The 25,202-nt window shown below is 70.8% G+C and carries 20 protein-coding genes; 7 read left to right on the forward strand and 13 right to left on the reverse strand.

The window, feature by feature from the left end:
* Nucleotides 1-26: 26 nt before the first annotated feature.
* Entirely contained in the window at nt 27-590 is a 564-nt protein-coding gene (locus R2B38_RS32770) for a DinB family protein (RefSeq protein ID WP_318019434.1), read from the reverse strand.
* A gap of 72 nt (nt 591-662) precedes the next feature.
* Entirely contained in the window at nt 663-1,688 is a 1,026-nt protein-coding gene (locus tag R2B38_RS32775; protein ID WP_318019435.1) for a YbhN family protein, read from the reverse strand.
* Nucleotides 1,689-1,952: 264 nt separating this feature from the next.
* On the opposite strand from R2B38_RS32775, the gene R2B38_RS32780 reads away from it, so the two are divergent.
* On the forward strand, nt 1,953-3,431 hold the full coding sequence (locus R2B38_RS32780; protein WP_318019436.1) for a glycoside hydrolase family 3 N-terminal domain-containing protein: 1,479 nt from the start codon (nt 1,953-1,955) through the stop codon (nt 3,429-3,431).
* A gap of 30 nt (nt 3,432-3,461) precedes the next feature.
* Here the strand turns inward: R2B38_RS32780 and R2B38_RS32785 are convergent, their stop codons facing one another.
* Nucleotides 3,462-4,751: a cellulase family glycosylhydrolase gene (locus tag R2B38_RS32785; RefSeq protein WP_318019437.1), complete on the reverse strand. Its 1,290-nt coding sequence runs from the start codon at nt 4,749-4,751 to the stop codon at nt 3,462-3,464.
* An 8-nt stretch (nt 4,752-4,759) separates the two neighbouring features.
* Here R2B38_RS32785 and R2B38_RS32790 point away from each other — a divergent pair, with 8 nt between their 5' ends.
* Together R2B38_RS32790 and R2B38_RS32795 are read left to right on the forward strand one after the other, a co-directional pair.
* Nucleotides 4,760-5,770: an N-acetylglucosamine kinase gene (locus tag R2B38_RS32790; RefSeq protein WP_318019438.1), complete on the forward strand. Its 1,011-nt coding sequence runs from the start codon at nt 4,760-4,762 to the stop codon at nt 5,768-5,770.
* A complete protein-coding gene (locus R2B38_RS32795; protein WP_318019439.1) occupies nt 5,767-8,103 on the forward strand; it encodes a glycoside hydrolase family 3 N-terminal domain-containing protein in 2,337 nt (778 codons plus the stop codon). Before R2B38_RS32790 ends, R2B38_RS32795 begins: the two co-directional genes overlap by 4 nt.
* On the opposite strand, the gene R2B38_RS32800 is transcribed toward R2B38_RS32795, so the two are convergent.
* The 6 genes from R2B38_RS32800 to R2B38_RS32825 all read right to left on the reverse strand — a co-directional run bounded on the left by R2B38_RS32800 (nt 8,093) and on the right by R2B38_RS32825 (nt 17,441).
* The gene (locus R2B38_RS32800) at nt 8,093-8,977 is read right to left on the reverse strand and encodes a carbohydrate ABC transporter permease (protein WP_318019440.1); all 885 of its coding nucleotides are present in this window, start codon (nt 8,975-8,977) and stop codon (nt 8,093-8,095) included. The genes R2B38_RS32795 and R2B38_RS32800 overlap by 11 nt on opposite strands.
* Complete coding sequence (locus tag R2B38_RS32805) at nt 8,974-9,987, reverse strand: carbohydrate ABC transporter permease (RefSeq protein ID WP_411978516.1); 1,014 nt, start codon at nt 9,985-9,987, stop codon at nt 8,974-8,976. The genes R2B38_RS32800 and R2B38_RS32805 overlap by 4 nt, the downstream gene beginning before the upstream one ends.
* 2 nt (nt 9,988-9,989) lie before the next feature.
* Nucleotides 9,990-11,360, reverse strand: a complete 1,371-nt coding sequence (locus R2B38_RS32810; protein WP_318019441.1) for an extracellular solute-binding protein — start codon at nt 11,358-11,360, stop codon at nt 9,990-9,992.
* Nucleotides 11,361-11,489: 129 nt separating this feature from the next.
* A complete protein-coding gene (locus R2B38_RS32815) occupies nt 11,490-12,146 on the reverse strand; it encodes a peptidyl-prolyl cis-trans isomerase (protein WP_318021855.1) in 657 nt (218 codons plus the stop codon).
* A gap of 32 nt (nt 12,147-12,178) precedes the next feature.
* Nucleotides 12,179-16,423: an NEW3 domain-containing protein gene (locus tag R2B38_RS32820; protein WP_318019442.1), complete on the reverse strand. Its 4,245-nt coding sequence runs from the start codon at nt 16,421-16,423 to the stop codon at nt 12,179-12,181.
* A 133-nt stretch (nt 16,424-16,556) separates the two neighbouring features.
* Nucleotides 16,557-17,441, reverse strand: coding sequence for a MurR/RpiR family transcriptional regulator (locus R2B38_RS32825; RefSeq protein ID WP_318019443.1), 885 nt, complete (start codon nt 17,439-17,441; stop codon nt 16,557-16,559).
* A 118-nt stretch (nt 17,442-17,559) separates the two neighbouring features.
* Between R2B38_RS32825 and R2B38_RS32830 the strand changes: the two genes are divergently transcribed.
* The gene (locus R2B38_RS32830; RefSeq protein ID WP_318019444.1) at nt 17,560-18,324 is read left to right on the forward strand and encodes an SIS domain-containing protein; all 765 of its coding nucleotides are present in this window, start codon (nt 17,560-17,562) and stop codon (nt 18,322-18,324) included.
* Between the two features lie 228 nt (nt 18,325-18,552).
* On the opposite strand, the gene R2B38_RS32835 is transcribed toward R2B38_RS32830, so the two are convergent.
* On the reverse strand, nt 18,553-19,338 hold the full coding sequence (locus R2B38_RS32835; RefSeq protein ID WP_318019445.1) for a DeoR/GlpR family DNA-binding transcription regulator: 786 nt from the start codon (nt 19,336-19,338) through the stop codon (nt 18,553-18,555).
* Nucleotides 19,339-19,445: 107 nt separating this feature from the next.
* Here R2B38_RS32835 and R2B38_RS32840 point away from each other — a divergent pair, with 107 nt between their 5' ends.
* The 3 genes from R2B38_RS32840 (at nt 19,446) to R2B38_RS32850 (ending at nt 22,070) form a co-directional block, all read left to right on the forward strand.
* Complete coding sequence (locus R2B38_RS32840; RefSeq protein ID WP_318019446.1) at nt 19,446-20,093, forward strand: bifunctional 4-hydroxy-2-oxoglutarate aldolase/2-dehydro-3-deoxy-phosphogluconate aldolase; 648 nt, start codon at nt 19,446-19,448, stop codon at nt 20,091-20,093.
* 100 nt (nt 20,094-20,193) lie between these two features.
* Nucleotides 20,194-21,489 carry an MFS transporter gene (locus R2B38_RS32845; RefSeq protein ID WP_318019447.1) on the forward strand — a complete coding sequence of 432 codons (1,296 nt, stop codon included), beginning with the start codon at nt 20,194-20,196 and terminating at the stop codon, nt 21,487-21,489.
* A complete protein-coding gene (locus R2B38_RS32850; protein WP_318019448.1) occupies nt 21,486-22,070 on the forward strand; it encodes an AAA family ATPase in 585 nt (194 codons plus the stop codon). The genes R2B38_RS32845 and R2B38_RS32850 overlap by 4 nt, the downstream gene beginning before the upstream one ends.
* A gap of 16 nt (nt 22,071-22,086) precedes the next feature.
* On the opposite strand, the gene R2B38_RS32855 is transcribed toward R2B38_RS32850, so the two are convergent.
* Genes R2B38_RS32855 through R2B38_RS32865 form a run of 3 tightly spaced genes read right to left on the reverse strand, consistent with a single transcriptional unit; the run spans nt 22,087 to nt 25,201 of the window.
* The gene (locus R2B38_RS32855) at nt 22,087-23,169 is read right to left on the reverse strand and encodes a class I SAM-dependent methyltransferase (protein ID WP_318019449.1); all 1,083 of its coding nucleotides are present in this window, start codon (nt 23,167-23,169) and stop codon (nt 22,087-22,089) included.
* Nucleotides 23,166-24,365: a glycosyltransferase gene (locus R2B38_RS32860; RefSeq protein WP_318019450.1), complete on the reverse strand. Its 1,200-nt coding sequence runs from the start codon at nt 24,363-24,365 to the stop codon at nt 23,166-23,168. Before R2B38_RS32860 ends, R2B38_RS32855 begins: the two co-directional genes overlap by 4 nt.
* The gene (locus tag R2B38_RS32865; RefSeq protein ID WP_318019451.1) at nt 24,362-25,201 is read right to left on the reverse strand and encodes an alpha/beta hydrolase; all 840 of its coding nucleotides are present in this window, start codon (nt 25,199-25,201) and stop codon (nt 24,362-24,364) included. Before R2B38_RS32865 ends, R2B38_RS32860 begins: the two co-directional genes overlap by 4 nt.
* Between the last annotated feature and the right edge of the window lies 1 nt (nt 25,202).

Below are 25,202 nucleotides of genomic sequence, written 5' to 3' on the forward strand. Positions count from 1 at the left end.
CGTACCCCCGCCCACTCACCGGAACGTCATACTCGGTGCGGTACGGCCCCGTCCTGCCAGCGGTAGAGGTCGCGCAGCAGGGAAATCTCGGCGCCGTGATGGATCAGCTCCCTGTTGACGTGCAGGACCCTGTTCTCCATGGGAAACCGCTCGGGACCCACCGCGGGCGGATTCTCCAGGTCCGCGTCCGAGAGCTCGCGGACCCCCGCGTTCCATCGCCCGTACATCTCGTCGAGCTGTTTCAGCGCCTCATCGGCGGTCCCCGCGTAGGCGAATGTCTCGGACTCGACGTCCCCGCCGCCGAAGTACCATCCGACCCGATAGCCCAGGCAGCCGACGATGATGTGCGCCAGCCGCCAGGCAATCGTGGTCACGGGCGCCGGCACCGGGTCAGGGGACGCGAAGTCCATCGTCCATTCCCCAGAACCCTCCGACATCGGTGCGGCCGACGTGCCACGCGGTCGGATGTTCCAGCAGCCGCGCACCGGCTCCCAGAAGTACTCCTCATCGGTAAGACCGTCCAGCCGCGGCCGCAGGTTCTTGTGCCAGTACCAGTCCAACTGCTCCGCGAGCCGCTCGCTTCTTGTCATTTCGGCACACTACAGATGCCGATGGCGAACCTCGGTACAGCCTCGTCGGCGAATGCGCCGCTCGCGGCAAGGTCACAGCACCTTCCGGTGGACCAGCGCCGACAGCATCAGCGCCCCCGGCAGCAGCGGCACCCACACCGTCAGCACCCGGTAGCCGATGACGCTCGCCGTGGCCAGGTCCATGGGGGCGCCGAACGCGACCATCGTGAAGACCGTCGCCGCGTCCACGGGACCGATCCCGCCGGGTGCGGGAACGGCGCCGACCGCGGTGCTGGCGGCGAGGAACGCGAGGACGACCTGGGGCCAGGACAGCGGCATGCCGAGTGAGGCGCCGACCGAGAAGATCACGGTCGCCTGCAGCACCGGCGCCGCCGCCGCTCCGCCCCACAGGGCGAGGATGCGGCTGGGCATGGTGTGCAGCTGACGTACGTCGGTCAGGGCGGTGCGGAAGCAGCGCAGGACCGGGCGGCGCAGCGGGGGGACGACGGCCAGGAGCAGGGCGGCCGTGCCGAAGGCGATGCCCAGCCCGCCGAAGGCGAGGACCAACGACCAGCCCCGCGGGACGAGTTGGCCGAACCTCAACATCTCGGGGAAGGCGATGAGGAAGGCGATCAGGACGATGGTCTTGGCGATCGGCCTGACGAGCGAGTACAGGGCGAGCGAGGCGGTGGCGCGGGCGAGGGGGATGCCGCGGCCCTGGAGGAAGCGCAGCGTCACTGCGTGGGCGCCGATGCTGGCCGGCAGCGCGTGGTTGGCGGCGCCCGCGGCGAACTGCGAGGCGATCAGCAGCCCGGTCGGCAGCCGTTCGGGCACGGCACCCTGGCGGACGAGGGCGGCGGTGCCCCAGCCGAGGCAGGTGAAGAAGAACGCGGCGAGCAGCCACCAGGGGTCGGCGGAGGCGAGCCGGGCCGTGCCGTCGTACATGGCACGCCAGTCGACCGCCGCCCACACCGCGATCAGCAGCAGGGGCAGCAGGGTCAGGATCCTGGTGGCGAGGCGCGCCGCGGAGGGGAGGCGGAAGGGGACGGGGGCGGGAGCGGGGCCGGGGGTGGAGACGGGGAGCGGCCCGGGGATCTCTTCGAGCGGAAGCAGGGACACGTTGCGAAACGTTCCCGTCCGGTATGACGTCGCGGTGTCCGTCAGCGGAAGGGGTGCGGGCGGCTGGGCGACGCGGACGGCGTGCATGGCTTGAAGAGCCCGGGTGGCCGCCCCGGGCGCACCATCCGCCCCATCGGCATCATCCGTGACACCGCTCACTCCACTGCCCGCTCCACCATCCACGCCACCACCCCAGATCATTGCCTGAATCAACAATCCATCGGTTTGTTGACTTTAGGTTGAGCGAGCCATTTGAATTCCAGTATGACCCACGCCGAGCGTACGTCCGCCGCCGTCACCGCCCTGCCCGTCGACCTCGACGAGGCGGCCCACCGCTGTCTGGTCGCCGGGTTCGAGGGCGCGACGACCGTGCCGGACCCGCTCAAGCGGCTCATCGACCGCGGCCTCGGCGGCGTCATCCTGTTCACCCGCAATGTGCGCGACGCCGGGCAGGTGCGCCGGCTCACCGACCAACTCCGCTCCATCCGCCCCGACTTGCTCGTGGCCATCGACAACGAGGGCGGCGGAATCGGCCACTTGGTGAGCGCGGGCGCCCCGGACGCTCCCGGCTCCTACGCCCTCGGGGTCGTCGACGACCCGGCCCTGACCGCCCGTTGCGCCGACGCGCTCGCGGGTCACCTCGCCACACTGGGCATCACCGCCTCGTACGCACCCGTCGCCGACCTTCAGCACCAACCGCGCAACCCGATCGTGCGCACCCGCTCCTTCGGCGCCGATCCCGCTCTGGCCGCCCGCCATCTGCGCGCCTGGATCACCGCCACCGACGGACGCGGCATCGCCTCCTGTGCCAAGCATTTCCCGGGCCACGGCGGCACAATCACCGACAGCCATCACGGTGTCGCCACAGACCCGCGTCCGTACGACGAACTCCTCGTCGACCTCGCCCCGTTCCGCGCCGCCATCGACGCGGGCGTACCGATGCTGATGAGCGCCCACGTCGTCTTCCCGGCCCTGGACGCCAACCGCCCCGCCACCCTCAGCCGCCGCATCCTCGGCGATCTGCTCCGCCTCGAACTCGGCTTCGACGGCGTCCTCGTCAGCGACGCCCTGGAGATGAAGGCGATAGCCGACGCGTACGGCGAGGCCGCCGGGGCCCGTATCGCCCTCGCCGCCGGAGCGGACCAAGTCATCGTCGCCGTACCGGACTTGGACGTCACCCTGGCGTGCCGCGACGCCGTCCTCGACGCGCTCCACTCGCACGTGCTGCCCGAGGAGCGGGTGTGGGAGGCGGCCGGGCGGGTACGACGGCTCGCCGAGCGGTACGCGACCCCGCGCCGCACGGTCACCGCCTGGGACGCGGACGCCGGCCTGGAGGCGGCCCGGCGCGCCGTACGCGCCCGGACCCTGCCCCCGCCCCTGCGCGGCGCCCACGTCGTCGACCTGTTCCCGGCCCCGCACCCCGCCCTGAACTGGGGCGGCGAGGACCTCCTCACCGAACTCCGCGCGATCGACCCCACGGCCACCGGCACCGCGCTCAACACGGAACCGGCCAACCCTGCCGCCCTCGTCGACGGGATCGTACGGGCGGGCGCGCCGCTGGTCGTCGCCACGTCCGACGCCGGCCTGCACCCCTGGCAGGCCCGGCTGCGCGACACGCTCGTGGCCCGGCGTCCCGACGCCGTCCTGGTCGACACGGGGTTGCCGGAGGGCGGCGCCCTCTGCTCCTACGGGCGCGGGCGGGTCAACCTGCGTGCCGTCGCTGAGGTGTTGGCGGGCCTGTGACCGCCGGGCACCTGACGGTCGCGGCCTCCGTCACACCGGCCGTACGACGTCCTTGATGCCCCGCACCGCCAAGTACCCTGCGTCCTCAGCCCGTTCGGCCAGGACCACCGCAGGCCGGAGACCCTCCGCGCGCAGCCGCATCCACTCCTCGAAGTACGCCCCTCCCGGCCCGGACACCGAGCGGGTGCCCGGGGTGCAGTCCAACACCAGGGCGGTCTCCCGGAGTTGGACGGTGTGCGGCTCCGCGATCGCTTCGGCGAAGGCCTCGGCGATGGGCTTGGGACGGCCCGCCGAGTCGAACAGGCCCAGCGTGTACTCGAGTTCGGGGTAGTCGGCGAGCGAGCGGTCCACGTCGTGCGAGCACCACCAGGTCACCCCCCAGAGGCCTTCGCACTCGGCCGCGTTGCGCACGGTGGCCCGCGCGAACTCCGGGGCGTCGGCCGCCGGGATGTGCGGTTCGGGCGCGCCGGTCTCCTGGACCCAGACCGGGCGGGCCGGGTCGGTGGCGTACGCCTTGGCCAACTCCGTTCCGTACTCGGCGAGATGGAGCACCTGCGGGGAGCGCGGCCCGTACCGGCGGGCACAGTCGCCGGAGAACACCCACGGGTGGACGGTGGTCAGATCACCCTTGCGGGCCGAGGCCTCCGGGGTGAACGGGTGGTCGTCGCCGTACCAGGCGGCGTCGTACGCGGAGTGCGTGACCAGGCGATCGGCGGGCAGATTCTCCCGCGCGGCGGCCAGCAGGGTGTCGAGATAGTGGTCCACCTCGGCCACCGTCACCGGGTTGTGCTCCACCAAGTTGTTGAGCTCGTTGCCGAGTTGGAGCCCGATCAGGTTCGGGCGGTCGGCCAGCGCGCTGCCCAGTGTGCGCATCAGCTCCGCCTGGGCGGTGATCGTCTCCGGGTCGGTGAAGACATTGCGGTGGTGCCAGCTGCGGGTCCACTCCGGGTAGAAGTCGAAGCTCGACAGATGGCCCTGGACGCCGTCGACGAGGACGTCGAGACCCGCCTCGCCCGCCAGGTCGACGAGGTGCACCAGCTGGTCCACGGCCGTCCGGCGGATCAGCGTGCGGTTGGGCTGGAGCAGCGGCCAGAGGTGGAAGATCCGGACATGGTCCAGGCCGAGGCCGGCTATCTGGGCCAGATCCTCGCGGGCGTGCGCCGGGTCGAAGTCGTGCCAGGAGTGGAACCAGCCGCGGCGCGGCGTGTAGTTGACGCCGAAGCGGAGCGTAGGAATGGGATCCTCCCCAGGTCCGGTCTTGCCCTGTCTGTGTCGACTGTGTCGTCGGCTCTTGTTCTGCGCGAATGTATCAACCACCATAGTCAGTGATGAGCAATGATTTGAACCAAGAATTCACCGGTGACTTCGTCGTCGGTCTCGACGCGGGCGGCACCCGGACCCGCGCCGTCCTCGCCGCCGCCGAGGACGGGCGCGCGTTCGGCGAGGGCGCGGCCGGCCCCGGCAACGCCCTGACCGTCCCGGTCCCGCGCCTCACCGACCACCTGGTCGAGGCGATCGGACAGGCCGTCCCGGAGGCGGCCCGCGCCCGGGTGGTCGCTGTCTCCGGCGGCTTCGCGGGCGCCACGGCCGCCTCCGCCGAGGACCCGGGACACGTCAACGCCCGCACCGCCCTCACCGCCGCGCTGCGACGCCTCGGCATCCCCGCCGATCGCATCCGCGTCTGCAGCGACATCGAGGCGGCCTTCGCCTCCGCCCCCGGCACCCCGGCCGACGGCCTCGCCCTGGTCGCCGGCACCGGCGCGGTCGCCCTGCGCATCACCGACCGCCGCACCACGACCAGCGTGGACGGCGACGGCTGGCTCCTCGGCGACGACGGCAGCGGCTTCTGGATCGGCCGGAGCGCGGTAAGGGCGGCCCTGCGCATGGCGGACGGACGCGGCCCTACGACCGTGCTGGCCGGGTCCGTCGGACAGGCACTCGGGGTACCGGACGAGGCCCTGCCCGCCGACGGCGACTGGTCCCGCGACCACCGCGAGGTCTACCGCATGCACGTACTCCCCGCCGTGATGGCCGAACTACCCATCCGCCTGGCCCGGTTCGCCCCACTGGTGGTCGAGGCGGCGAGGGAGAAGGACACCGTGGCGGAAGGCATCCTCGACGAGGCGGCAGACCAACTGACCGACACGGTAAGGGCGTTGGAGCCGGGCCCCGGCGAGCGCATCGTCGCCACCGGCGGCCTGCTCGGCCCCGAAGGCCCGCTGACGACCCCCCTCACCGCCCGCCTCCACACCCTCGGCCTCACCCTCGACTGGGTGCCCGACGGCTGCCGGGGCGCGGTCGCCCTCGCCCGACTCGCCTACGACGGTGACACCCGATGACCGACCCCACCACCCCCGTCTACCGCGACCCCAACGCCCCCATAGGCACGCGGGTTTCCGACCTCCTCGCCCGCATGACCCTGCGCGAGAAGGTCGGCCAGCTCAACCAGCGGATGTACGGCTGGAATGCCTACCGCCGCACGGCCGGGGGCTACGAACTCACCGACGCCCTCCGTGCCGAGACCGACCGCTTCGCCGGACTCGGCGCGCTCTACGGCCTGTTCCGCGCCGACGCCTGGTCCGGCGTCGACCACACCAACGGCCCCGGCGCCCAGGACAGCGCCGCCCTGGCCGAGTTGGTGCAACGCCATGTCATCGCGAGCAGCCGACTCGGCATCCCTGCGCTGTTCGTCGAGGAGGTTCCGCACGGCCACATGGCCCTGGACGGCACGGTCCTCCCGGTCAACCTGGCCGTCGGCGCCACCTGGGACCCCGACCTGTACGAGCGTGCCGCTGCCCACGCCGCCGCCGAACTCCGCGCCCGTGGCGGCCACTTGGCCCTCGTCTCCGCCCTGGACATCGCCCGCGACCCGCGCTGGGGCCGCACGGAGGAGTGCTTCGGCGAGGACCCGCGCCTCGCCGCCCGCCTCACCGAGGCGCTCGTGAGGGGCATGCAGGGTGACATGACGGCGGGGTCCGCGGCCGACCAAGTACCCGTCGCACACGCGGGATCCGCGTCCGGCCAAGTCCCCGTCGCACAAACGGGGTTCGCACCGGACAAGCCGCCGGTCACCGCAGCCCGCTTCGCTCCCGACAAAGCCCCCGTAGTCCTCAAGCACTTCGCCGGCCAGGGCGCCACAGTCGGCGGCCGCAACTCCGCCGAGTCCGAACTCGGCCTCCGTGAACTTCATGAGATCCACCTCCCCGCCGCCCGCGCCGGAGTCCGCGCGGGCGCCGCCGCCCTCATGTCGGCGTACAACGAGGTCGACGGCCTGCCCTGCTCCGGCAATCGCGCCCTGCTGACCCAACTCCTGCGCGAGGACTGGGGTTTCGAGGGCCTGGTCATGGCCGACGGCCTCGCCGTGGACCGCCTGGCCCGCATCACCGGCGACAAGGTCTCGGCGGGCGCCCTCGCGCTCAACGCCGGTGTCGACCTGAGCCTGTGGGACGAGGGCTTCACGCATCTGGAGGAGGCGGTCGAGCGGGGGCTGGTGAGCGAGGAGACCGTCGACGCGGCCGTGGCCCGCGTGCTCCGCCTGAAGTTCCAACTCGGTCTCTTCGAACAGTCCTACAGCACAACCGAGTTGCCGCCCCCGAACGAAGGCCGGGAACTGAGCACCGCCCTCGCCCGAGCCTCCGTCACCCTCCTCCACAACGACGGCGGAATCCTGCCCGTCCCGGCAACGGCCTCCCGTATCGCGGTCATCGGCCCCCAATCGGCCACCACCGCACACCAGTTGGGCGACTACACCGCACCCCAGCACCCCGGAACCGGTACCAGCGTCCTCGACGGTCTACGCCAACTCGCCCCACCCGGCACCGACATCCGCCACGCCCCCGGCTGCGCCCTCACCGGCTACGACCTCTCCGGCATCCCCGAGGCGGTCGCCGCAGCCGCCGCCTCCGACCTGGCGGTGCTGGTGCTCGGCGGCAGCAGCGCCCGTACCCCCGACACGGACTTCGACGCCAACGGGGCCGCACGGAACGCCGTTTCGGAGATGACCTGCGGCGAGGGCGTCGACCTCGCGGGCCTGAGCCTGGGCCGCGCACAACTCGCCCTCCTCGACGCGGTCACCGCTACTGGTACACCCACGGCGGTCGTTCTGATCCAGGGCCGCCCGCACGTCGTCCCCGAACATGCCGGCGCCCTGCTCACTGCCTGGTACCCCGGCCCATGGGGCGGCGAGGCCATCGCCGAGGTCTTGCTCGGCCGCGCCGAGCCGACCGGCCGCCTGCCCGTCTCCATCCCCCGCTCGGTGGCCCAACTCCCCGTCTACTACAACCACAAGGACACCGAGTACGGCGGTTACGTGGACGCCGACGCCGAGCCGCGCTACTCCTTCGGGCACGGGCTGTCCTACACGAGCTTCGAGTACGGCCCGCCGCGCGTCGCGGGGGACGCGATCGAGGTCGACGTCACCAACACCGGGAAGCGGCAGGGGCGTTCGGTCGTCCAGGTGTACATCCGGCGATTGCTCACCCCGGTCTGGCCGCGCACGCTCGAACTGCACGCCTTCCAGGCAGTCGAGTTGGCCCCGGGGGAGAGTCGTAGGGTCGAGATCCCCTTCGGCACCGACCAGTTGGAGCAGGTCGGTGCCGTGGAGGTTCGGGTCGCGCAATCGGCGCGGGAGGCGCTCGCCGTCGAGCCCGTCGTCGTACGGCTCAGAGTTTGACCGCTCCCGCCGACACGCCCTTGTAGAACCAGCGTTGGGTGATGACGAACAGCACCAGCACCGGGATCACCGAGATCACCGAGCCCGCCATCACCACCCGCTGGTCGTAGCCGAACGACGAGCTCTGCAGCCGCGAAAGGCCCAGCGTCAGCGTCATGTGGTCCTCGGAGCGCAGGACGATCAGGGGCCAGAGGAAGTCGTCCCAGGCGCTGATGAAGGTGTTGATGGTGACCACCATGATCGCGCCCCACGCGGACGGGAGATAGAGGTGGCGGAACCGCTGCCACTCGCTCGCGCCGTCCAGCATCCCGGAGTCCTCGATCTCGCGCGGTACCGCGAGGAACGCGCCGCGCATCAGCAGGACGTTGATCGCGCCGACGAAGCCGGGCAGCCACACGCCCACCACGTTGTCGACCAGGCCGAGGTCGCGGATGCTCAGGAAGAGCGACACCATGATCGACTCGAAGGGGAACATCATCGAGGCGACGAGGAGGATCCAGACCGCCCTGCGACCCTTCCAGGCGGGCTTGGAGAGCATGTAGCCGGCGGTGGTGGAGAACAGCAACTGGCTTGCCACCGACAGGAGTACGACGATCAGGCTGTTCCTGATGTACGTCACCACCGGGACCTGGCTGAAGACCTCGCGATACGCGTGCAGGGTCGGGTGGTGGGGCAGCAGGGAGGCGTTCGCGCCGAAGACGTCCTCACCGGTGCCCTTGAGCGAGGCCAGGAGCTGCCAGATGAGCGGGCCGACCGTGAGGCCGAGGACCATCAGCAACAGCAGGTAGCGGACGAGGAGTTCGCGGGGGCGGCCGTAGTCGCGCCAACGTGGTGTCAGACGGCGGGACTTGGGGCGCACTGCGGTCGTCGTCATGACTCGTCCTCCTTCGTGAGGCGCTGCGCCAGCAGGGTCAGGCCCAGGGTCAGGACGAACAGCGCCACGCTCACCGCCGAGCCGTAGCCCGCGTTGCCGGTGATGGGGTCCAGGCCGACGTCACGGATGTAGAAGGGCAGCGTGCGGTCGGCGCCGCCGGGGCCGCCGGTGGAGCTGCCGAGCATGTAGATCTCGGTGAACACGCGCAGCGAACCGATGCCGGTGAGGGTGCCGACCAGCATCATCGCCTGCCGTACGCCGGGCACGGTGATGTGCCAGAAACGGCGGGCGGCACCGGCGCCGTCCATCGAGGCGGCCTCGTGCAGCTCCTTTGGAACGTTCCCGAGGGCGGCCAGGTAGAAGACCATGTACCAGCCGAGGCCCTTCCACAGGGTCAGCCCCATCGCGGAGAGCAGGATCAGCCACGAGTCGGAGAGGAAAGGGATCGCCGACCGGATCAAGTGGGCTTTCTCCAGCCAGGTGTTGACCAGTCCGTCGTCCGCCAGCAGCCACTGCCAGCTCAGACCGACGACCACGCTGGAGGCGAGCACCGGGGTGTAGAAGGCGGAGCGGAAGAAGCCGATGCCGGGGAGGTTCTTCTCCACCAGGACGGCCAGCAGGAGCGGCAGCAGCACCATCAGGGGGACGACGATCACGGCGTACAGGACGCTGTTGCGGGTCGCCAGCCAGAAGTCCGAATCGTCCAGCATCCGGGTGTAGTTGGAGAGGCCGACGAAGCCCGCGGCGCCGCCCAGCGGCTTGGCGTCCGTGAACGACAGCAGCAGCGTGTTGAGGAACGGGAACACCCCGAACACCGCCGCGCAGACGATCGCCGGCGCGGTCCAGAGCCAGGGCAGCCACCAACGGCGGTACAGCGCCGCTCCGTTGGCGCCGGGGGCGGGACCGGGGAGGACGGCCCGGGCGAGCTTACGTATGCGGGACGTGCCCGGTGCGGAGACGGCGGCCTCCGCACCGGGCACGGTCACCGGCTTCGCGGTCTGCGTCGCCACTGTCAACCAGCCTGCTTCAGCAGCTCGTTGGCCTTCGCCTGGGCGTCCTTCACGGCCTGCGCCGGGCTCTTCTTGCCCTGCATGGCCAGCTGCACCTGGGAGACGATCGCGGTCTGCACGGCCGGGGAGATGACGGTCTGGTAGGCCGTGGTCGTCTTGAGCTGGTCGGCGACCAGCTTGCGGGCCTGCGCGAACGGGTCGTCGCCGCTGACCTTCTGGAAGAACGGGTCGTTCAGCGAGGTGGTCGTGGTCGGGAAGATCACCACGTCCGGGTCCTTGGCCCACGCCGTCTGGTTCTCGGCGTTGGTGAGGTACTCCGCGAACGCCAGTGCCACGGGGGCGTGTTTGCTGGTCGCGGCGACCGAGATGTACTGCGGGGCGCCGGTGGTGTGCCCGAGCGCGTCGAAGGGCTGCTGCCCGACCGCCGTCTTGGCGTAGATCGAGGGGCTGTTCTGCTTCACGAACCGCACATAGCTCGGGTTGGTCGAACCGTAGGCGACCTTGCCCTGCGTGTACGGCGTGGACGGGTCGTTGCTGGAGGACAGCGAGTCCTTCGGCATCGCGCCCTCCTTGTACAGCTTCGCCATCCACGCGACCCACTGCGTGGTGCGCGGATCGTCGGCGAACACGGCCGACTTCCCGTCGCTGGAAAGGGTCTTGATGTTCATCTGGTCGAAGTCCGCCGGGATCCGCCAGATCGGATTGGCCATCGTCGCGTAGTACTTGCCCTTCGCCGACTTGGCGATCTTCTCGTAGTCGGCGAACAGCCCGAAGATCGTCGTCGGCGGCTTCGCGGGATCGATCCCGGCCTTCTTCAACAGGTCGGTGTTGTACGTCAGGACGATGCCGCCGGTGTACCAGGGGAGCACGGTGTGCAGCGCGGAGCCCGAGGCGTCCTTGAAGGTGCTGGACTTCCAGAACGCGGGGACGAACGGCTTGCCGACCGAGGGGTCCTTGACGCCCAGGTTGAGCAGATAGCCCGCTTTCGTCAGTGACGTCGCCGTCTCCGCGTTGAGGTTGAGGACGTCCGGCAGCGTGCAGGCCTGGGCGTCGGCCACGGTGCGCTGGGTGAAGGTGCTGTCGCCCGGATCGTCGATCCACTTCACCGACGTCCCGGGGTGCGCCTTCTCGAAGGACTTGATGACCCCGTTGAAGAAGCTCCCGAAGTCGTTCTTCAAGTTGGTGGTCTGGAAGGTGATGCTGCCCTTCACGTCGCCGGTGAGCTTCCCGGACCCGACGTTGCCCTTGTCCACATTGCAGCCGCCCGCCGTGGAGTCGCTGTCGCCCGAGCTGCCGGACAGCCCGCAGCCGGCGGCCGTCAGGGTCAGGACGATGATCCCCACCATCGATCCGGTCAGTCTTCCTGTGCGCATCGCTGCCCTCCTGAGCATCAGCCAACAGCTGGTTCAATTAACCAACTTCGACTCCGATTGATGAAAAGGTGGACCAGAATTCATCGGAGGTCAATGGGTTCCCGTGTTGCTTTTAGGTTCCGGGAGTGATCAGTGCCGGTGCTCGTGGTCCGGGTGCGCCGGATCGCCGGGGTGCTCATGCCCCACGGCGTACACGACTCCGGCCTTGGCCTGGTCCAACCAACCGAAGAAGGCCCGTCGTCCAGCGGCCCGCCGCAACTCCCGCGCGACACCCGCACGGGCCTGCCCGTACGGCACGAAGTCCTCCGATGACGCCCCGCCGAACGGGTCGACACCGCGCCGCAACGCCTCCGTGGTCAGGAAGCGGTCCCGGTTCCGGTCGTAGTAGTCCCGTACGGCCGCCTCCGGGACCTCCTGCTCGCCCTCCAGCTCGGCCAGCAGCAGCCGGGCGGCCGGGGAGTGCGCGAGGGCCGCAGCGACGATGCTGCCGAGATCGGCTACGTCCGTCTCGGCGACGGCGAGCACCCGATCCGGTGCCACTTCGTCGGGAGGCTCCAACCCCCGCTCGGCGCAAGCCCGTTGAGCCAGCTCGTCGATGACCACCACCTGGGTCGCCCACCGCCGCCGCTGCCGTTCGGCCCGCGCGAGGCGCTCTGCTGTGAGGCTCGCGGCATGATGTCGGTCGTCTGCGGTGCCGCCGTGGCTGGTCGCGCAGTTCCCCGCGCCCCTGAGGGGCGCTGCCGATCCGCCCTTGAGCAGTGCGTCCACCCTTCTCTTGCTGACCATCTCGCCATGCACCACCGCCGCGTGCTCCGCCGTCACGGCGTCACCTCCAGCGGGACGGCCTCCGTGTAGGCGACGCACCCGTTCCAGGCGACCTTCGCGAGCAGCCAGTAGGACCCCGGCGGCACCGCCGAACCGTCCACCTCGATGAGGCACTGCTCTTTCGCGCCCCCGGCGATCGTGAACCCCTGGCAGCCGGGGGCGACTCCGGCCCAGGTGCCCCACGAGGAGACGGCCCAGAGGGTGCCGTGGACCGGTCCAAGGGTGGTGTTGCGGAGGTTCACGGGTACCTGGACCCGCTCGCCGGCGCGCACGCTGATCCGTTCGACGCCCAGACTGGACAGCAGAGTCGGCCCGTACTGCCCGTCGGCAACATCCAGCGCCACGACGTCCTCGTACGTCTGCCCGCCGTACTCCAACCGCGCCGCGAGCCAGTGCCGGCCGGGCTCCGGTTCCGGCGGCGGGGTCACGGTCACCTCGGCCAGCGTGAAGCCGCCGGGGCCCAACGCGTAGGGCAGTTCGGCGGGTTGGGCGGTCCAGCCGGGCGGCACCTCGATGCTCACCGTGCCCGACACCGGCGCGTCGGTGAGTTCCGAGCCGACCCGGACGGTCGCTGTGACGGGTCCGGAGACGGTGAGGGTGCCGGGGGAGAGGTACACCGACACCGGCATGTTTCCCCGGGGCGCGGGGCCGGAGTTGTGGAGCCAGTAGCGGGTGTGGACGGGTTGCGCGGGCTCATCTGCCGCGATTCCGGGGTGGGTTGAGGCCTCGGAGGCCTCGCCGGGTGTCGCCAGCACCGTCGCGACCTCGAACCCGGTCAGATCGACTGCGAGCCCGCCGTCCCGCTCCGGCGTCAACTCCTCACCGGGCGCCTCCAGTACGTCAGCTCGGGCGCCCCCGGCCCAGTCGCGCGGCCCACGGATCCGGGCCCGCACCGGCCGACCGTTCACCTCGTGCATCCGTACGACGACACCGCGCCCCGGGTCGACCGGTACCGCGCTGCCCCGGGCGAGTGGCGAGCCGAGCGGCTTGAGGGCGTCGAGGACGACCTCGCCCGCCGGTTCCAGGGCGAGCAGGGCGAACTTCCTTGGCAGGGCGCCCTGTTCGGCAGCGGCAGGGGCGGAGGTCCGCAGGCGTGCCGTGAGGGGGTGGTTGAACTCATGTCCGGCCTGGGGCAAGCGCGCCTCACGCCAGTCACCGGCCCCCGCGACCACCGCGTACTCGAACTCATGCGTCCAGCGCTGGAGTTGGAAGGCGGAACCGTCGGGTGCCGTGCGGCGCGGCGGGTCGACCCAGATGCCGGAGGGCCAGCCCGTGCAGGAGCGCATGAGGGACATGTAGAGGTCGCCGGATGAGGTGACGACACAGCCGGGTGTGCCCCGGTTGAGGACGGCGAAGCTACGGCCGTCCCAGGCGTCGCCCGGCGGCAACGCCTCGCAGCCGCCCGCCGCCGTGGCCGTGAGGACCGCGTCGTCGAGGTCGGCGATCAGCGCGTCGACCGCCTTGGCGTCGTCCTCGGGGCGGGCGCCCGCGACCACGAGCAGCGGCAGCCGTTCGAGGTCGCGCAGATCGGCCCCGGGCACCCACTCCTCGCGCAGCCCGGCACGCGGCGCGACCCACACCGTGGCCACACCCTGCTCGGAGAGCTGCCTGCGCACCTCGCGCCCCGCCGCCGGGTCCCAGCCGAGAGCCTCGGCGACCACGGAGTTGCGCTCGGGCGCGCCCACGGCGATGCGGAAGTCCGGGAGATTGGAGTCGACTTCGAGGTCGCCGTAGCGCGGGCCGCCCGCGATCGTCGAGGTCGCGGTGACCCCGGCGCGGACGAGCGCGGCCGCGAGCGGGGCACCGAGTTCACCGGCCTCGTCCCAGTCGGCGTAGACGAGTTCGGCGACCCCGATGGACCGGTGTCCGAGCAGCCGCCCCGACTCGTCCCGTACCGCGACCCGCGCGGTGGATCCCAGCCCGAACCACGTGTTCGCCGGGTTGTCGAGCGTCCACGGGAACTGCTCGCTGTCCACCTCCACGAAGCCGAACCCACGCCCGATCACCGCGTCCGCCACCTCGTGCACCGGCAGCCCGCCGGTCACATCGGACGGCCAGCGCACCCGGATCAGCCGGTCGGCGCCGTCGTAACCGTCGACGGTGGTCGTCACGTCGAGGCGCGGGACCCCGGCCCACAGCGTCAGTCGCTGGGTGTATTGGAACGGTCCAAGGTCGGCGGTGACGGTGATCCGTGAACCGGCGGGGGAGTGCTCGACCTCGACCTCGGCGGTGGCGTCCCGGCTGCGTGCGGCGGTGGTCCCGGTCGGCGTGAGATGCCACGGCCCCTCACCGAAGCGCGGGTGCCGCGCGTACTCCTCCTGTACGACGAGTTCGTTGCCGATATCACCGTCGCGCAGCAACTCCCGCCCGTCCTCGGCCAGTTCGCGCAGGCTGCTGACGCCACCGCCGCGCGCGGGGTCGACCGTCAGCTCGTAGAACTCGTTGCGGATGGTGAGGCCTTCGCCGGGCGTCCACTCGGGCACCGAACCCTCCGCGAGCGGGAGGGCCTTGAGGCCCATGCCGGGGATCTCCGGTACGACGACGTGGAGTTGGTCGCCCTCGCGTACGGCGGGCAGCGGCAGGCCGGTGTCGTCCAGCGGGACGCGGCCCGGGTCGGCGACCGTCAGGACATCCCGGCGCTCCCAGGTCGCCGCGTTGAACACGACCAAGTCGTCGGTCCTGCCGGGCAGTCGGGCCACCTTCCCGGCCAGGGCGGCCGTCGCGTCGGCGTGCACCGCCTCCGCCAGGTCGTACAGTTCACGCCAGCCGGTCATCAGGTCGATGTACACCTGGTCCGACTCGGAGCCGGTGATGGCGTCGTGGTGGGCGCCGTAGATGAGCTGCCGCCAGGCCTTGTCCAACGCGGCGTCGGGGTAAGGGTGTTGGGCGACGAGCGAGGCCAATGTCGCCCAGGCCTCGGCGTCGGCGAGGAGGGTCTCGCCGTAGCGCTGCGCCTGCTTGGTGTCGATGTAGGAGACGTCCTTGCCGGTGTAGATCGGGTTCATGTCCCGGGTCTGCGGGGACGCCTTGCGGCCCTCCTCGGCCAACTCGGCGCGGACGGCGGCGAAGAAGTCCCGGGGGATCGCGCTGACGAAGCGCGGCCAGACGTAGCGGTCGTTCCAGTCGCGGTGGATGTCCATCACCCAGCGGCACGGGGGTGCGTAGTCACCGCCGACCGGGAGCAGCACGTTGCGGGTGAGTGCGACCTTCTTCAGCCCCGTGAAGAGCTTGAGTGCGGCTGCTTCCGCCTCAGGGAGCGTGGGGGCGTTGTCGATCGCCCAGCCCGCGCCGTAGTGGTTGACCATGTAGGCGGTGAGCAGGCCGCGCCCGGACGGGGCGATCCAGCTGAACTCGGCCGGGAACTGCATGCGTTGGGGGTCGCGCGGCTCCTCGCCGAACACGGACAGGGTCGGGCCCCACTGGTGGAACGGTCCACGCGCCCATGAGCTGGAGGTCACTCCCGCGTCCGCCATCAACCCGGGGAACTGCGGATCGTGCCCGAACGCGTCCAGCTGCCAGGCGGTTTCAGGGGTCGCGCCCAGGATGCCGCGCTGGAAGCCGTCCCCGTACAGGGCGTTGCGTACGGTCGCCTCGGCGCCGGTGAGGTTGGTGTTGGGCTCGTTGTACGTGCCGCCCATGATCTCGACGCGGCCGGTGCGGATCAACTCCCGTAGGAAGGCCCGCTCTTCGGGGAAGGCGTCCCAGTACGGCTTGAGGTAGTCGACCTCGGCCAGGACGAAGGTGTACGCGGGGTCGCGGCGGGCCAGGTCGCAGTGGGCGCGGACGAGGCTCATGCCGGACTGGCCGCGGGAGTCGAAGGTGCGGGCCGGGAGGCCGGTGGTGGCGGGGTCGTCGGCCACGTCCCAGGTCTCCGTGTAGGCGCCCTGGGTGTTCCACCAGACGGGGTCGTAGTGGAAGTGGCTGACCATGAACATGGTCCAGCCGGGTTCTGCGGCCGTGAACTCGGCGGTGAGCGTGGCCAGTTGGTCGCCGTCGGCCGCCGTCACCTCGATCGCGCACCGCTCGCCGGGCGCGAGGTCCGTGGTCACGGGTATCTCGACGTGCGCGGTGCCGTCCTCGCCCACGACCGTCTCCGCGGTGCCGTGCAGGCCGGGGCCCTCGACCGTGAGACGGACCGGCCGGCCGGGGACATGGGCGAGTTCGGCGGCCACCACCTGGAGCGGATGCTCGGCGGTGCCGACGAACAGCTCGGTCGACAGGGCAGCGGTGACGCGCATGGGTCTCCTACCAGAGGCTCGGCGGAGCGCCCATCCTGACACCGCGAAGATGATTCAAACAACCATCTCCGCGTAACTTCGGTGGTTCATCCATGCAGACTCGGCCGAGATCACGGCCGGGTCTCGGCTGGGATCACCGGCCCCTGCGGGCCTTCACCGTGTGCTCCCCGGCGATGTGGTCGGTGAGGGCCAGCGAGGCGCTCGCGCGCTGGTAGGAGAGCTGCGCGATGCGGACGTAGAGACAGTCGATGAGGACCAGGACGGAGTGGCGGGCGCCGATGATGCCGGTGGGGAAACTGGTCGCGGAGGACGAGGAGATGAGCCGGATGTCTGCGGCGCGGGCGAGTGGGGAGCGCGGGTCGGAGGTGAGGGCGATGGTGGTGGCGCCGCGCTCCTTGGCGAGTTCGAAGGGCTCGATGGTCTCGCGGGTCGAACCGGACTGGGAGATGCCGATGGCGACGTCCGCCGGGGTGAGCAGGGCGGCGGAGGTGGTGGCCGCGTGCACCTCGGTCCAGCCGCGCACCGCGCAGCCGATGCGGAACAGCCGGGTTTCGGTCTCCTGCGCGACCGCTCCGCTGCCGCCGATGCCGTAGACGTCGATGCGCCGGGCGCGGGCGGCGGCCGTGGCCGCGCGCTCCACCGCGTCGAGGTCGATCCGGTCGATCGTCTGCTGCACAGCGCGCAGGTCCGCGCTGCCCACGACCTGCACGACCCGTTCGAGATCGTCGTCCGGGGAGATGTCCGGGCCGATCTCCGCGGTGCCCCAGTCGGATACCTCGCCGCGGCCGCGCTCCTGGGCCAGTTCGATCAGCAGATGCTGGTACGAGTCGAGGCCGACCGCCCGGCAGAACCGGGTCACCGTCGCCTGTGACGTGCCGGTACGGCGGCCCAGTTCGGCGGCCGAGCAGTGGGTGACGGCGGCCGGATCCTCCAGGATCAGCTCGCCGACCTTCCTCAGTGAGCCGGCCAGCCGGGGCAGCTCGGTGCGGATGAGGGTGGTGACGTCTGTCGGGGGCATGTGCAGAAGGTATCAGCCACCCCAGAGGCCATCGATTGAATACCAGGACCGCATGTGATTTATTGATTCATTGATCTAGAAAGAATAGGTGGTTTGATCCACCGGTGGGGAGAATCGCGTGTCCGCCGAGTCCGTAAGCGCCGAGACCTTCGCGCGCGAGAGCCTGGCCGTCCTCCAGCACATCACCGAGTCCAGCCGCGACACCGTGTCCCGCGCCGCCGAACTGATCGCGGACTGCGTCCGCACGGACGGCGTCATCCAGGCCTTCGGCACCGGCCACTCCCAGGCCATGGTCCTCGAACTCGCGGGCCGCGCCGGGGGTTTGGTGCCCACCAACCGCCTCAGCATCGCCGACCTCGTCCTCTACGGCGGTGACGCCCCGAGCGTTCTCGACGATCCGCTGCTGGAGCGGCAGGCCGGGGTCGCCGACCGCCTCTACGACCTCGCCGCGCCCCGCCCCGAGGACCTGTTCGTCATCATCTCCAACTCCGGTGTGAACAAGGTGATCGTGGAGATGGCCCTGCGGGTGAAGGAACGCGGCCACCGCCTTCTGGCCATCACCTCGCTCGCCCACACCCACGCCGTCCCGGCCGGACACCCGAGCGGCAAGAAGCTCGTCGACCTCGCCGACGTGGTCCTCGACAACGCGGCCCCGCGCGGCGACGCCCTCCTCGAACTCCCCACGGGGGGCGCCGTGTGCGCCCTGTCCACGCTCACCGGCGCGATGCTCGTACAGCTGTCGGTCGCGGAGGCGGCGGCCCAGCTGCTCGCCTCGGGGGAGCGTCCGCCGGTGTACGTCTCGGCCAATGTGCCCGGCGGCTTCGAGGGCAACCTGGAGCTGGAGAAGCGGTACGAGGGGCGAATTCGCCGTACCGCGAGCTGAGTTGACGTAGAGGACGTAGAGGACGTAGAGGCGGAGTGGGACGAGCGGCCGGAGCCCCCGGAACCGGGCCGCGGCCGCTCGTCGTCGTCACGTCCCCCGTCGACACGTCTCCCCGTCAACGCGCAGGAGTCAGACGGGAATTGCTGGAATCACCGAGTGATGCTAGACGCGGTGAATGCATCATTCAATGGGGGCCAGCCGGTACTCGGCCAGTGCGGAGCGCCGCGCTCAGCCCGTGCGGAGCACCGCCGGGCCCTCCTCCGTGATGCGGTCGACCACGGCCGAGGGCAGGCCCTCGTCGGTCACGACCGTGTCGAGCCGGTCCAGCCTCGTCACGTTGAACCGCTCTACCGCTCCCCACTTCGTGCTGTCGGCAAGCAGCGCGACCGAGCCGGCCGCCTCCATCACCGCCTGCTTGAGCAGCACCTTGTCCATCGAGAAGCTCGTGATGCCGTGGGCCAGGTCCCAGGACCCGGCGCTCAGGAAGGCGAGGTCGAGGTTGATCGTGCCGACCGTCCTGGCCGCGAGGGGGCCGCTGCTCGAACCGCTCGACACATCGACCTCGCCGCCGGTGTGGACGGTGTGCACGGACGGCAGTTCACACAGCGCCAGTACGGCGTGAAAGTCGTTGGTGACGACGGTGAGGTCCTTGCGGCCGACCAGGAAGGGTACGACCGACTGGCAGGTCGTCCCCGCGTCGAGGAACACCACCATGCCGTCCTCGACGAGCTCCGCCGCCCGCCCGGCGATCGCCTGCTTGCGGGGCATCTCCAACGCCGCGCGTGAGGCCCGCTCGCGCGGCGGTACGTGACCGGTCCAATCCGCGAGCCGCACCCCGCCCTGCACCGAGACCACCTGACCGCTCTTCTCCAGTGCGGTGATGTCCCGGCGCACCGTCATGTGCGAGACGTTCAGCGCCGCGGTCAGGTCGTGGATGCTCAGCACCCCGCTGCCCCTCAGCAGGCGCAGCAGCTCCTGATGGCGTTGCTCGGGGATCAGGGGTGCCCTGCTCAATGCGTCTCCTCGAAGCCGGAATGCCATGGCGGCCGATGGGGGTCAGCCTAACTTCGTGTGACAAGGGGCGTGACAACATGTGAATTCATGTTCTAGCGTGTGCTCTCATGGTAACAAAGTTTAACGCCCTGGAATCAATCACTGGTACGGGCGCACTGCTCATCGTCCGCCTGGAGAGCGCCGAGGAAGCCCTCGCCGTCTCGGAAGCGGCGATCGAGGGCGGCATCCGGGCCCTGGAGATCACCCTCTCCGTGCCCGGAGCGCTGGAGGTCATCAACAAGCTCGCCGAGCGCTACGGCGACGACGGCATCCTCGTCGGCGCCGGCACGGTCCTGGACGAGCACTCCGCCTACGAGTGCCTCTCGGCCGGCGCCCGCCTCCTGGTCAGCCCCAACCTCAACCCGGCGATGCTGACCACCGCCAACCGCTACCAGGCCGTCACGGTCAGCGGCGCCTACACCCCGACCGAGATCGTCGACACCATGCAGGCCGGCGCCGACATAGTGAAGCTCTTCCCCGCGGAGTTCGTCGGCCCGTCCTATGTCCGCACGGTCCGCGCCCCGCTCCCGCAGGCCCCGCTCATGCCCGCGGGCGGCGTCACCGCCGACAACGTCAAGGAATGGTTCGACGCCGGAGTCGTCGCGGTCGGCGTCGGCAGCTTCGTCACCAAGGCCGCGCGCGCCGACGGCAATTACCGCCACGTCACGGACGCCGCTACGACGATGCTGCGGGCCATCGAGGGAGCGCGGGCGTAACTCCCGCTCCCCGTACGGCACTTACCGCACCCACCGCATCCCCGCACCACCCGTCCCCAACTCCCCAACACCCGCACGGTGGTTCAAAGAGGAGCTCACCATGGCTCAGCAGTCCCTCACTCCCGACTCCCTCGACCTGGGCGGCACCGCCCCGCGGACCTCGGTCCGTATCCGCTGGGTCCTGGTCGCCCTCCTCGTGATCGGCGGGGTCGTCAACTACTTGGACCGCGCCACACTCAGCGTCGCCAACACGACCGTCGCCGGTGAATTCGGCCTGAACGCAACGGAGATGGGCCTGCTGCTCGCCGCCTTCTCCTGGCCGTACGCCATCGCCAACCTCCCCGCCGGCTACCTCGTCGACCGCTTCGGCCCCAAGCGGATGTACGCCTGGGCCGCCGGACTCTGGTCCCTGATGACCATGGTCACGGCAGCCGCCCACTCCTTCGGCCTGCTCTACGCCGCCCGGGTCGCGCTCGGGGTCGCCGAGTCCCCCTTCTTCACGGCCAGCCTCAAGGTCAACGAGCGCTGGTTCAACAAGGACGAGCGGGCCCTGCCCATATCGATCGTCAACACCGGCTCCCAGATCGCCAACGCCATCGCCCCGCCGATCCTCACCGGCCTTCTTCTGACGGTCGGCTGGCGCGGCATGTTCGTCGCCGTGGGCGCGCTCGGCATCCTCGTCATGCTGGTGTGGCTGCGCGTGTACCGGGACCCCACCCTGCGCGAGCAGGCGATCATCCGGGGCGAGGAGCTGGCGGAGGCCCGCGCCGACGAGCAGGCCAGGCCCGCGAGTTGGGGCGCGCTGTTCCAGCAGCGCAACACCTACTTCATGATCCTCGGCGCGTTCGGCATCTTCTACACCGTGTGGGTCTACTTGACCTGGCTGCCGAGCTACCTCCAGACCTCCCGCGGCCTCAGCCTCTCCGAGACCGGCTGGCTGTCCTCCCTGCCCTACCTCTGCGGCATCCTCGGCGTCCTCTTCGGCGGCTGGCTCTCCGGCCGGCTGATCCGCCGGGGCCACTCCGCGGTCGTCTCCCGCAAGGTCCCCATCGTCGGCGGCGCCGTGCTGGCGGCCGCGGCGGTCCTCCCGGTGGCGTACGTCCACAGCACCCCGCTCGCGCTCGCCCTGCTGTCCCTCGGCTACTTCGCCGCCCAGGTCCCGATGGGCTGCCTGTGGACGCTGGCCTCGGACATCGCCGAGTCCCACCAGGTCGCCTCACTTGGAGCGATCCAGAACTTCGGCGGCTTCCTCGGCGCCGCGATGGCCCCCATCGTCACCGGTGCCATCCTGGACGCGACCGGCAACAACTACACGTACGTCTTCCTCGTCGGCGGAGCACTCCTCCTGCTCGGCGGGATGTCGTACCTCTTCTTCGTGAAGGAACGCCGCGCATGAGCACCGCCCCACGCGTCTACGTCGTGATCGGCCCCGCCGGGTCGGGCAAGACCGGCGTGGCCCGGCTGATCGCCGGGCTGAGCGGCGCCGCGTACCTCGACAAGGACACCGCCTGCACCCGCCTCACCGAGGCGCTCCTCGAACTCGCCGGCACGGACCCGAACGAGCGCGACCTCAACCCGTACTACCAGTCCGTGGTGATGGACCTCGAATACGCGACCATCCTCGACTTGGCCGCCGACAATCTGAGGTTGGGCCGCCCGGTCGTCCTGGACGCGCCGTTCGGCCGCTACTTCCAACAGCCCGACTATCTGGCCGAGGTGACCTACCGTCACGACTGGCCGTCCGACGTCGAGTTGGTCGTCGTCCAGGTCCAGGTGGACAAGGACACCGCCCGCGAACGCGTCCGCGCCCGGGGCTGCGCCCGGGACCGGTCCAAACTCGCCGACTGGGACACGTTCTGGAAGACGGCCGAGGCCAACGAGTACCGATGGGCGGACGGGCGGCGGCTGGTCTTCGACAACCGCGCCGACGGTGTCACGGCGGACGCGGTCGCCCGTGCGCTGGAGGGTCTGTCCTGACCGTCCGCGTCATGGTTCAGTCCCGTCGCGCCACCAGCCGGTAGGCGTTCGACACCCCCAGCCGATGCGACAGCCGCTTCACGACGAACCGGTCCAGGACCGTTCCAAGGATCAGCGCCGGAATCCCCGCGATCAGCACCGCCGCACGGCCCGCACGGGCCGGCCCGGACGGAGGCTTCGGCAGCCACGGGAGGTCGTCGCGCGGCGCGGCCGTGTCCAGGGCCAGCCAGGTCCCGGCGAGGAGGTCGACCGGGTCGTGGGGCTCCGCGTGCTGTTCGGCCACGACCGTGAAGCCCAGGTCGGTGAGGCGGCGGCGGAGGTTCTCGACCGGGATGAAGTGCAGGTGCTGCGGCTGGAGCCACGGCAGCCACCAGCGGCCCAGCAGGCGGGAGTAGCGGCTGTCGGGGTCCGGGACCTCGATCAGGAGGTGGCCGCCGGGGCGCACGGCCTGGTGCGCGGCGGCCAGTTCACGCTCGGGCTCCGTGCTGTGCTCCAGGTAGTGGAACATGCTGACCACGTCGTAGTGGCCCGAGAGTTCCGGGGCCAACTCGGGGAAGCTGCCGCGGTATCCGCGCTCCACCCGCCCCGCCTGTTCGGCGAGTTCGGCGCCGTCGGTGAAGTCGAGGCCGTCGAAGGTGGTGTCGGGGTACACCGTGCGGGCCGACTCGCAGAAGTGGCCGTGGCCGGTGCCGACATCCAGCCAGTTCTTGGGAGTCGGCGAGTGCGCGAGCAGTGACTGCGCGCGCTGCTCGTACATCTTCGTACGGGCCGCGAACGTGTTGCCCAACTGCTTCTCGCCCAGGCCGTCATAGAAGTCCCGGTAGTAGAACTCCAGCCCGGCCGGGCTCAGTCGGGGGTTCTGGAAGGTGTGCCGGCAGTCCTCGCACTGGTCCAGTTCGAACGTGCCCGGCTTGTGCTGGATCAGGTCCTTCGTGCGCAGCCGGGTTCGGAGGCGGGGTGATTCGCACCAGGGGCAGGTCTCGCGCCGGGGTTCGAAGAAGCGGTCCAGGCCGTCGGCCAAGTCGGCCTGGTAGGTGGGGCGCAGGGCGGCGACCTGGTCGGTGCGGCTCGGGGGGTTGGGGTCGTCCTCGTTGCTCACGGGGTCTCCTTGAGGGACGCGCCGGTGGCCAACCGCTCCAGATGGGTCGCCGCCGCGCGGGTGCCTCCGGCCGCGCGGAACGCCGTACGGATGCGGCCGGCCGCGGCGCGGTGGTCGGGTTCGTGGAGTACGGCGTCGATCGCCGCGCCCAGCTTGGGGGCGGTGACCCGGCCGAAGCGGACGCGGATGCCGGCGCCCGCGCCGGTGACCTGCCCGGCGATCACCGGCTGGTCGTCGCGGATGGGCGCCACGACGAGGGGGACGCCGTGCCACAGCGCCTCGCACACCGTGTTGTGTCCGGCGTGCGAGACCACCGCGTCTGCGCGTTCCAGCAGCGGGAGTTGGGGGATCGACGGCAGGATCAGCAGGTCCTTGTCCTGCTCGTCGGACGTGCCCAGCGCGTGGCCGGGGTCCGCGATCACCGCCTGTACACGGTCCGTTCGTGCCCGCAGCGCCGTCACGCACTCGGTGAGGAAACGGGTGCCCACATCGGTGTTGGCGGTGCCGAGACTGACCAGGACCAGGGACCTGGACCGGTCCAACCACTCCCAGGGGAAGTCCGGCGCCGCCGGGCGGGGCGCGATCGACGGGCCGACCCAGCGGATCTGCTCGCCCTGCCGCGCCTCGGGGCCGACGAGTTCCGGGGTGCTGAACGCGAGGACGAGATGGGGGGAGAAGCGGGGGTCGGCGGTGCCCGTCGGGTCGCCGATCCCGGCGCGCAGCCCGGCCAGCAACTCGTCCAGCCACAGGGCGACTTTGGGCATGCCCGCCAGTACGTCCGTGAACTCGGCCGAGGTGGTCGCCGAGGTCGCCCACGGCACGCCGAGGCGTTCCGCCACCAGGCCACCGGCCAGGGCCTGTTGATCGGCTACGACCGCGTCCGGCCCGAACTCCGCGACGGCGGCCGCGACTCCGGGCGCCATCTGCTCGGCGAGCGGCGCGAGGAAGGCCTCCCACAGAAACTTCAGCGCCTCGGGGCCACGGATGTCGGGCGGGCGTACGCCCTCGCCCTCACCCGGGACCGGTCCAGCGCAGGGGAACACGCGCGCGGACTCTCCCGCGAGCCGCCGTACGAGAGCGGGGTTGGCGCAGACCCACGCCAACTCGTGTCCCCGTGACGCCAGTTCGGCCGCCACGCCCACCGCCGGGTTGATGTGTCCGACCAGCGGCGGGACGACGAACAGGAACCGGCTCACCGGACCGCCACCTCGGCGGCGGCCTCGGACGCGCCCGCCTCTTGGATGCCTGCCTTTTGGATCAGGGAGAGGATGTGCCCGCCGACCGTGCCCGCCGCCTCGACCAGCACGGAGTGCTCGTGGCCGGGGACGACCACGGTCCGGCAGTCGGGCAGCACGGACTCCAGCCAGGGGGCGAGCAGGGCGAGGTCCGAGTCGCCGCCGTAGATGCCGAGCACCGGGCAGTACACCGCGCTGATCTGACTTTCCGTCAACACACCGCTCGCCGGGATGTCCTGGGAGAGGGAGGTCTCCCGGGCCAGCCGGGCCGCGCCCTTCGCGAGGCGGGCGGTGTTGTGGCCGCGGTTCTCGCTGATCCAGGCGATCGCGTCGTCCTCGTTGTGCGCCAGCTGGTGCAGCACGCGGTCCAGGATGCCGCCGAGCTTCGGTGCCCAGGCCGAGGTCGCCGGTTCCGACTCGATGAGCGAGACGCTGGCGGCCCGCTCCGGATGGCGGGCCGCGTAGCCGAACGCGACAGTTCCGCCATAGGAGTTGCCGACCAGATGGACCGGTCCAGTCACCTCCAGCCGGTCCAGCAGCGCCTCCAGATCGTCGATGTTGTCGTCGAGGGTGTAGCCGGTGGCCGGGCGCGCGCTGCGGCCGTGGCCCCGCAGGTCGTACATGACGACGTCGATGCCGGCCAGTGCGAACGGTGGCGCGATGGTGAAGTAGTAGCTGGCCAGGCTGTCGGTGAGCAGACCGTGCACGAGCACCGCCGTGGCGGTGACCGGACGGCCGTCGGGCGGGCTCATCCGCTGTACGTGCAACCGGAGTTGACCGGTGTCGACCATCGCCATG

The sequence above is a fragment of the Streptomyces sp. N50 genome (assembly GCF_033335955.1).
Lineage (GTDB): Bacteria > Actinomycetota > Actinomycetes > Streptomycetales > Streptomycetaceae > Streptomyces.

What these genes read in the sequence shown, in the direction of transcription:
- R2B38_RS32770 (WP_318019434.1), bottom strand. Translation starts at nt 590, where the DNA reads ATGACAAGAAGCGAGCGGCTCGCGGAGCAGTTGGACTGGTACTGGCAC.
- R2B38_RS32780 (WP_318019436.1), top strand. Translation starts at nt 1,953, where the DNA reads ATGACCCACGCCGAGCGTACGTCCGCCGCCGTCACCGCCCTGCCCGTC.
- R2B38_RS32785 (WP_318019437.1), bottom strand. Translation starts at nt 4,751, where the DNA reads ATGGTGGTTGATACATTCGCGCAGAACAAGAGCCGACGACACAGTCGA.
- R2B38_RS32790 (WP_318019438.1), top strand. Translation starts at nt 4,760, where the DNA reads ATGAGCAATGATTTGAACCAAGAATTCACCGGTGACTTCGTCGTCGGT.
- R2B38_RS32795 (WP_318019439.1), top strand. Translation starts at nt 5,767, where the DNA reads ATGACCGACCCCACCACCCCCGTCTACCGCGACCCCAACGCCCCCATA.
- R2B38_RS32800 (WP_318019440.1), bottom strand. Translation starts at nt 8,977, where the DNA reads ATGACGACGACCGCAGTGCGCCCCAAGTCCCGCCGTCTGACACCACGT.
- R2B38_RS32810 (WP_318019441.1), bottom strand. Translation starts at nt 11,360, where the DNA reads ATGCGCACAGGAAGACTGACCGGATCGATGGTGGGGATCATCGTCCTG.
- R2B38_RS32815 (WP_318021855.1), bottom strand. Translation starts at nt 12,146, where the DNA reads ATGGTCAGCAAGAGAAGGGTGGACGCACTGCTCAAGGGCGGATCGGCA.
- R2B38_RS32820 (WP_318019442.1), bottom strand. Translation starts at nt 16,423, where the DNA reads ATGCGCGTCACCGCTGCCCTGTCGACCGAGCTGTTCGTCGGCACCGCC.
- R2B38_RS32825 (WP_318019443.1), bottom strand. Translation starts at nt 17,441, where the DNA reads ATGCCCCCGACAGACGTCACCACCCTCATCCGCACCGAGCTGCCCCGG.
- R2B38_RS32840 (WP_318019446.1), top strand. Translation starts at nt 19,446, where the DNA reads ATGGTAACAAAGTTTAACGCCCTGGAATCAATCACTGGTACGGGCGCA.
- R2B38_RS32845 (WP_318019447.1), top strand. Translation starts at nt 20,194, where the DNA reads ATGGCTCAGCAGTCCCTCACTCCCGACTCCCTCGACCTGGGCGGCACC.
- R2B38_RS32850 (WP_318019448.1), top strand. Translation starts at nt 21,486, where the DNA reads ATGAGCACCGCCCCACGCGTCTACGTCGTGATCGGCCCCGCCGGGTCG.
- R2B38_RS32865 (WP_318019451.1), bottom strand. Translation starts at nt 25,201, where the DNA reads ATGGCGATGGTCGACACCGGTCAACTCCGGTTGCACGTACAGCGGATG.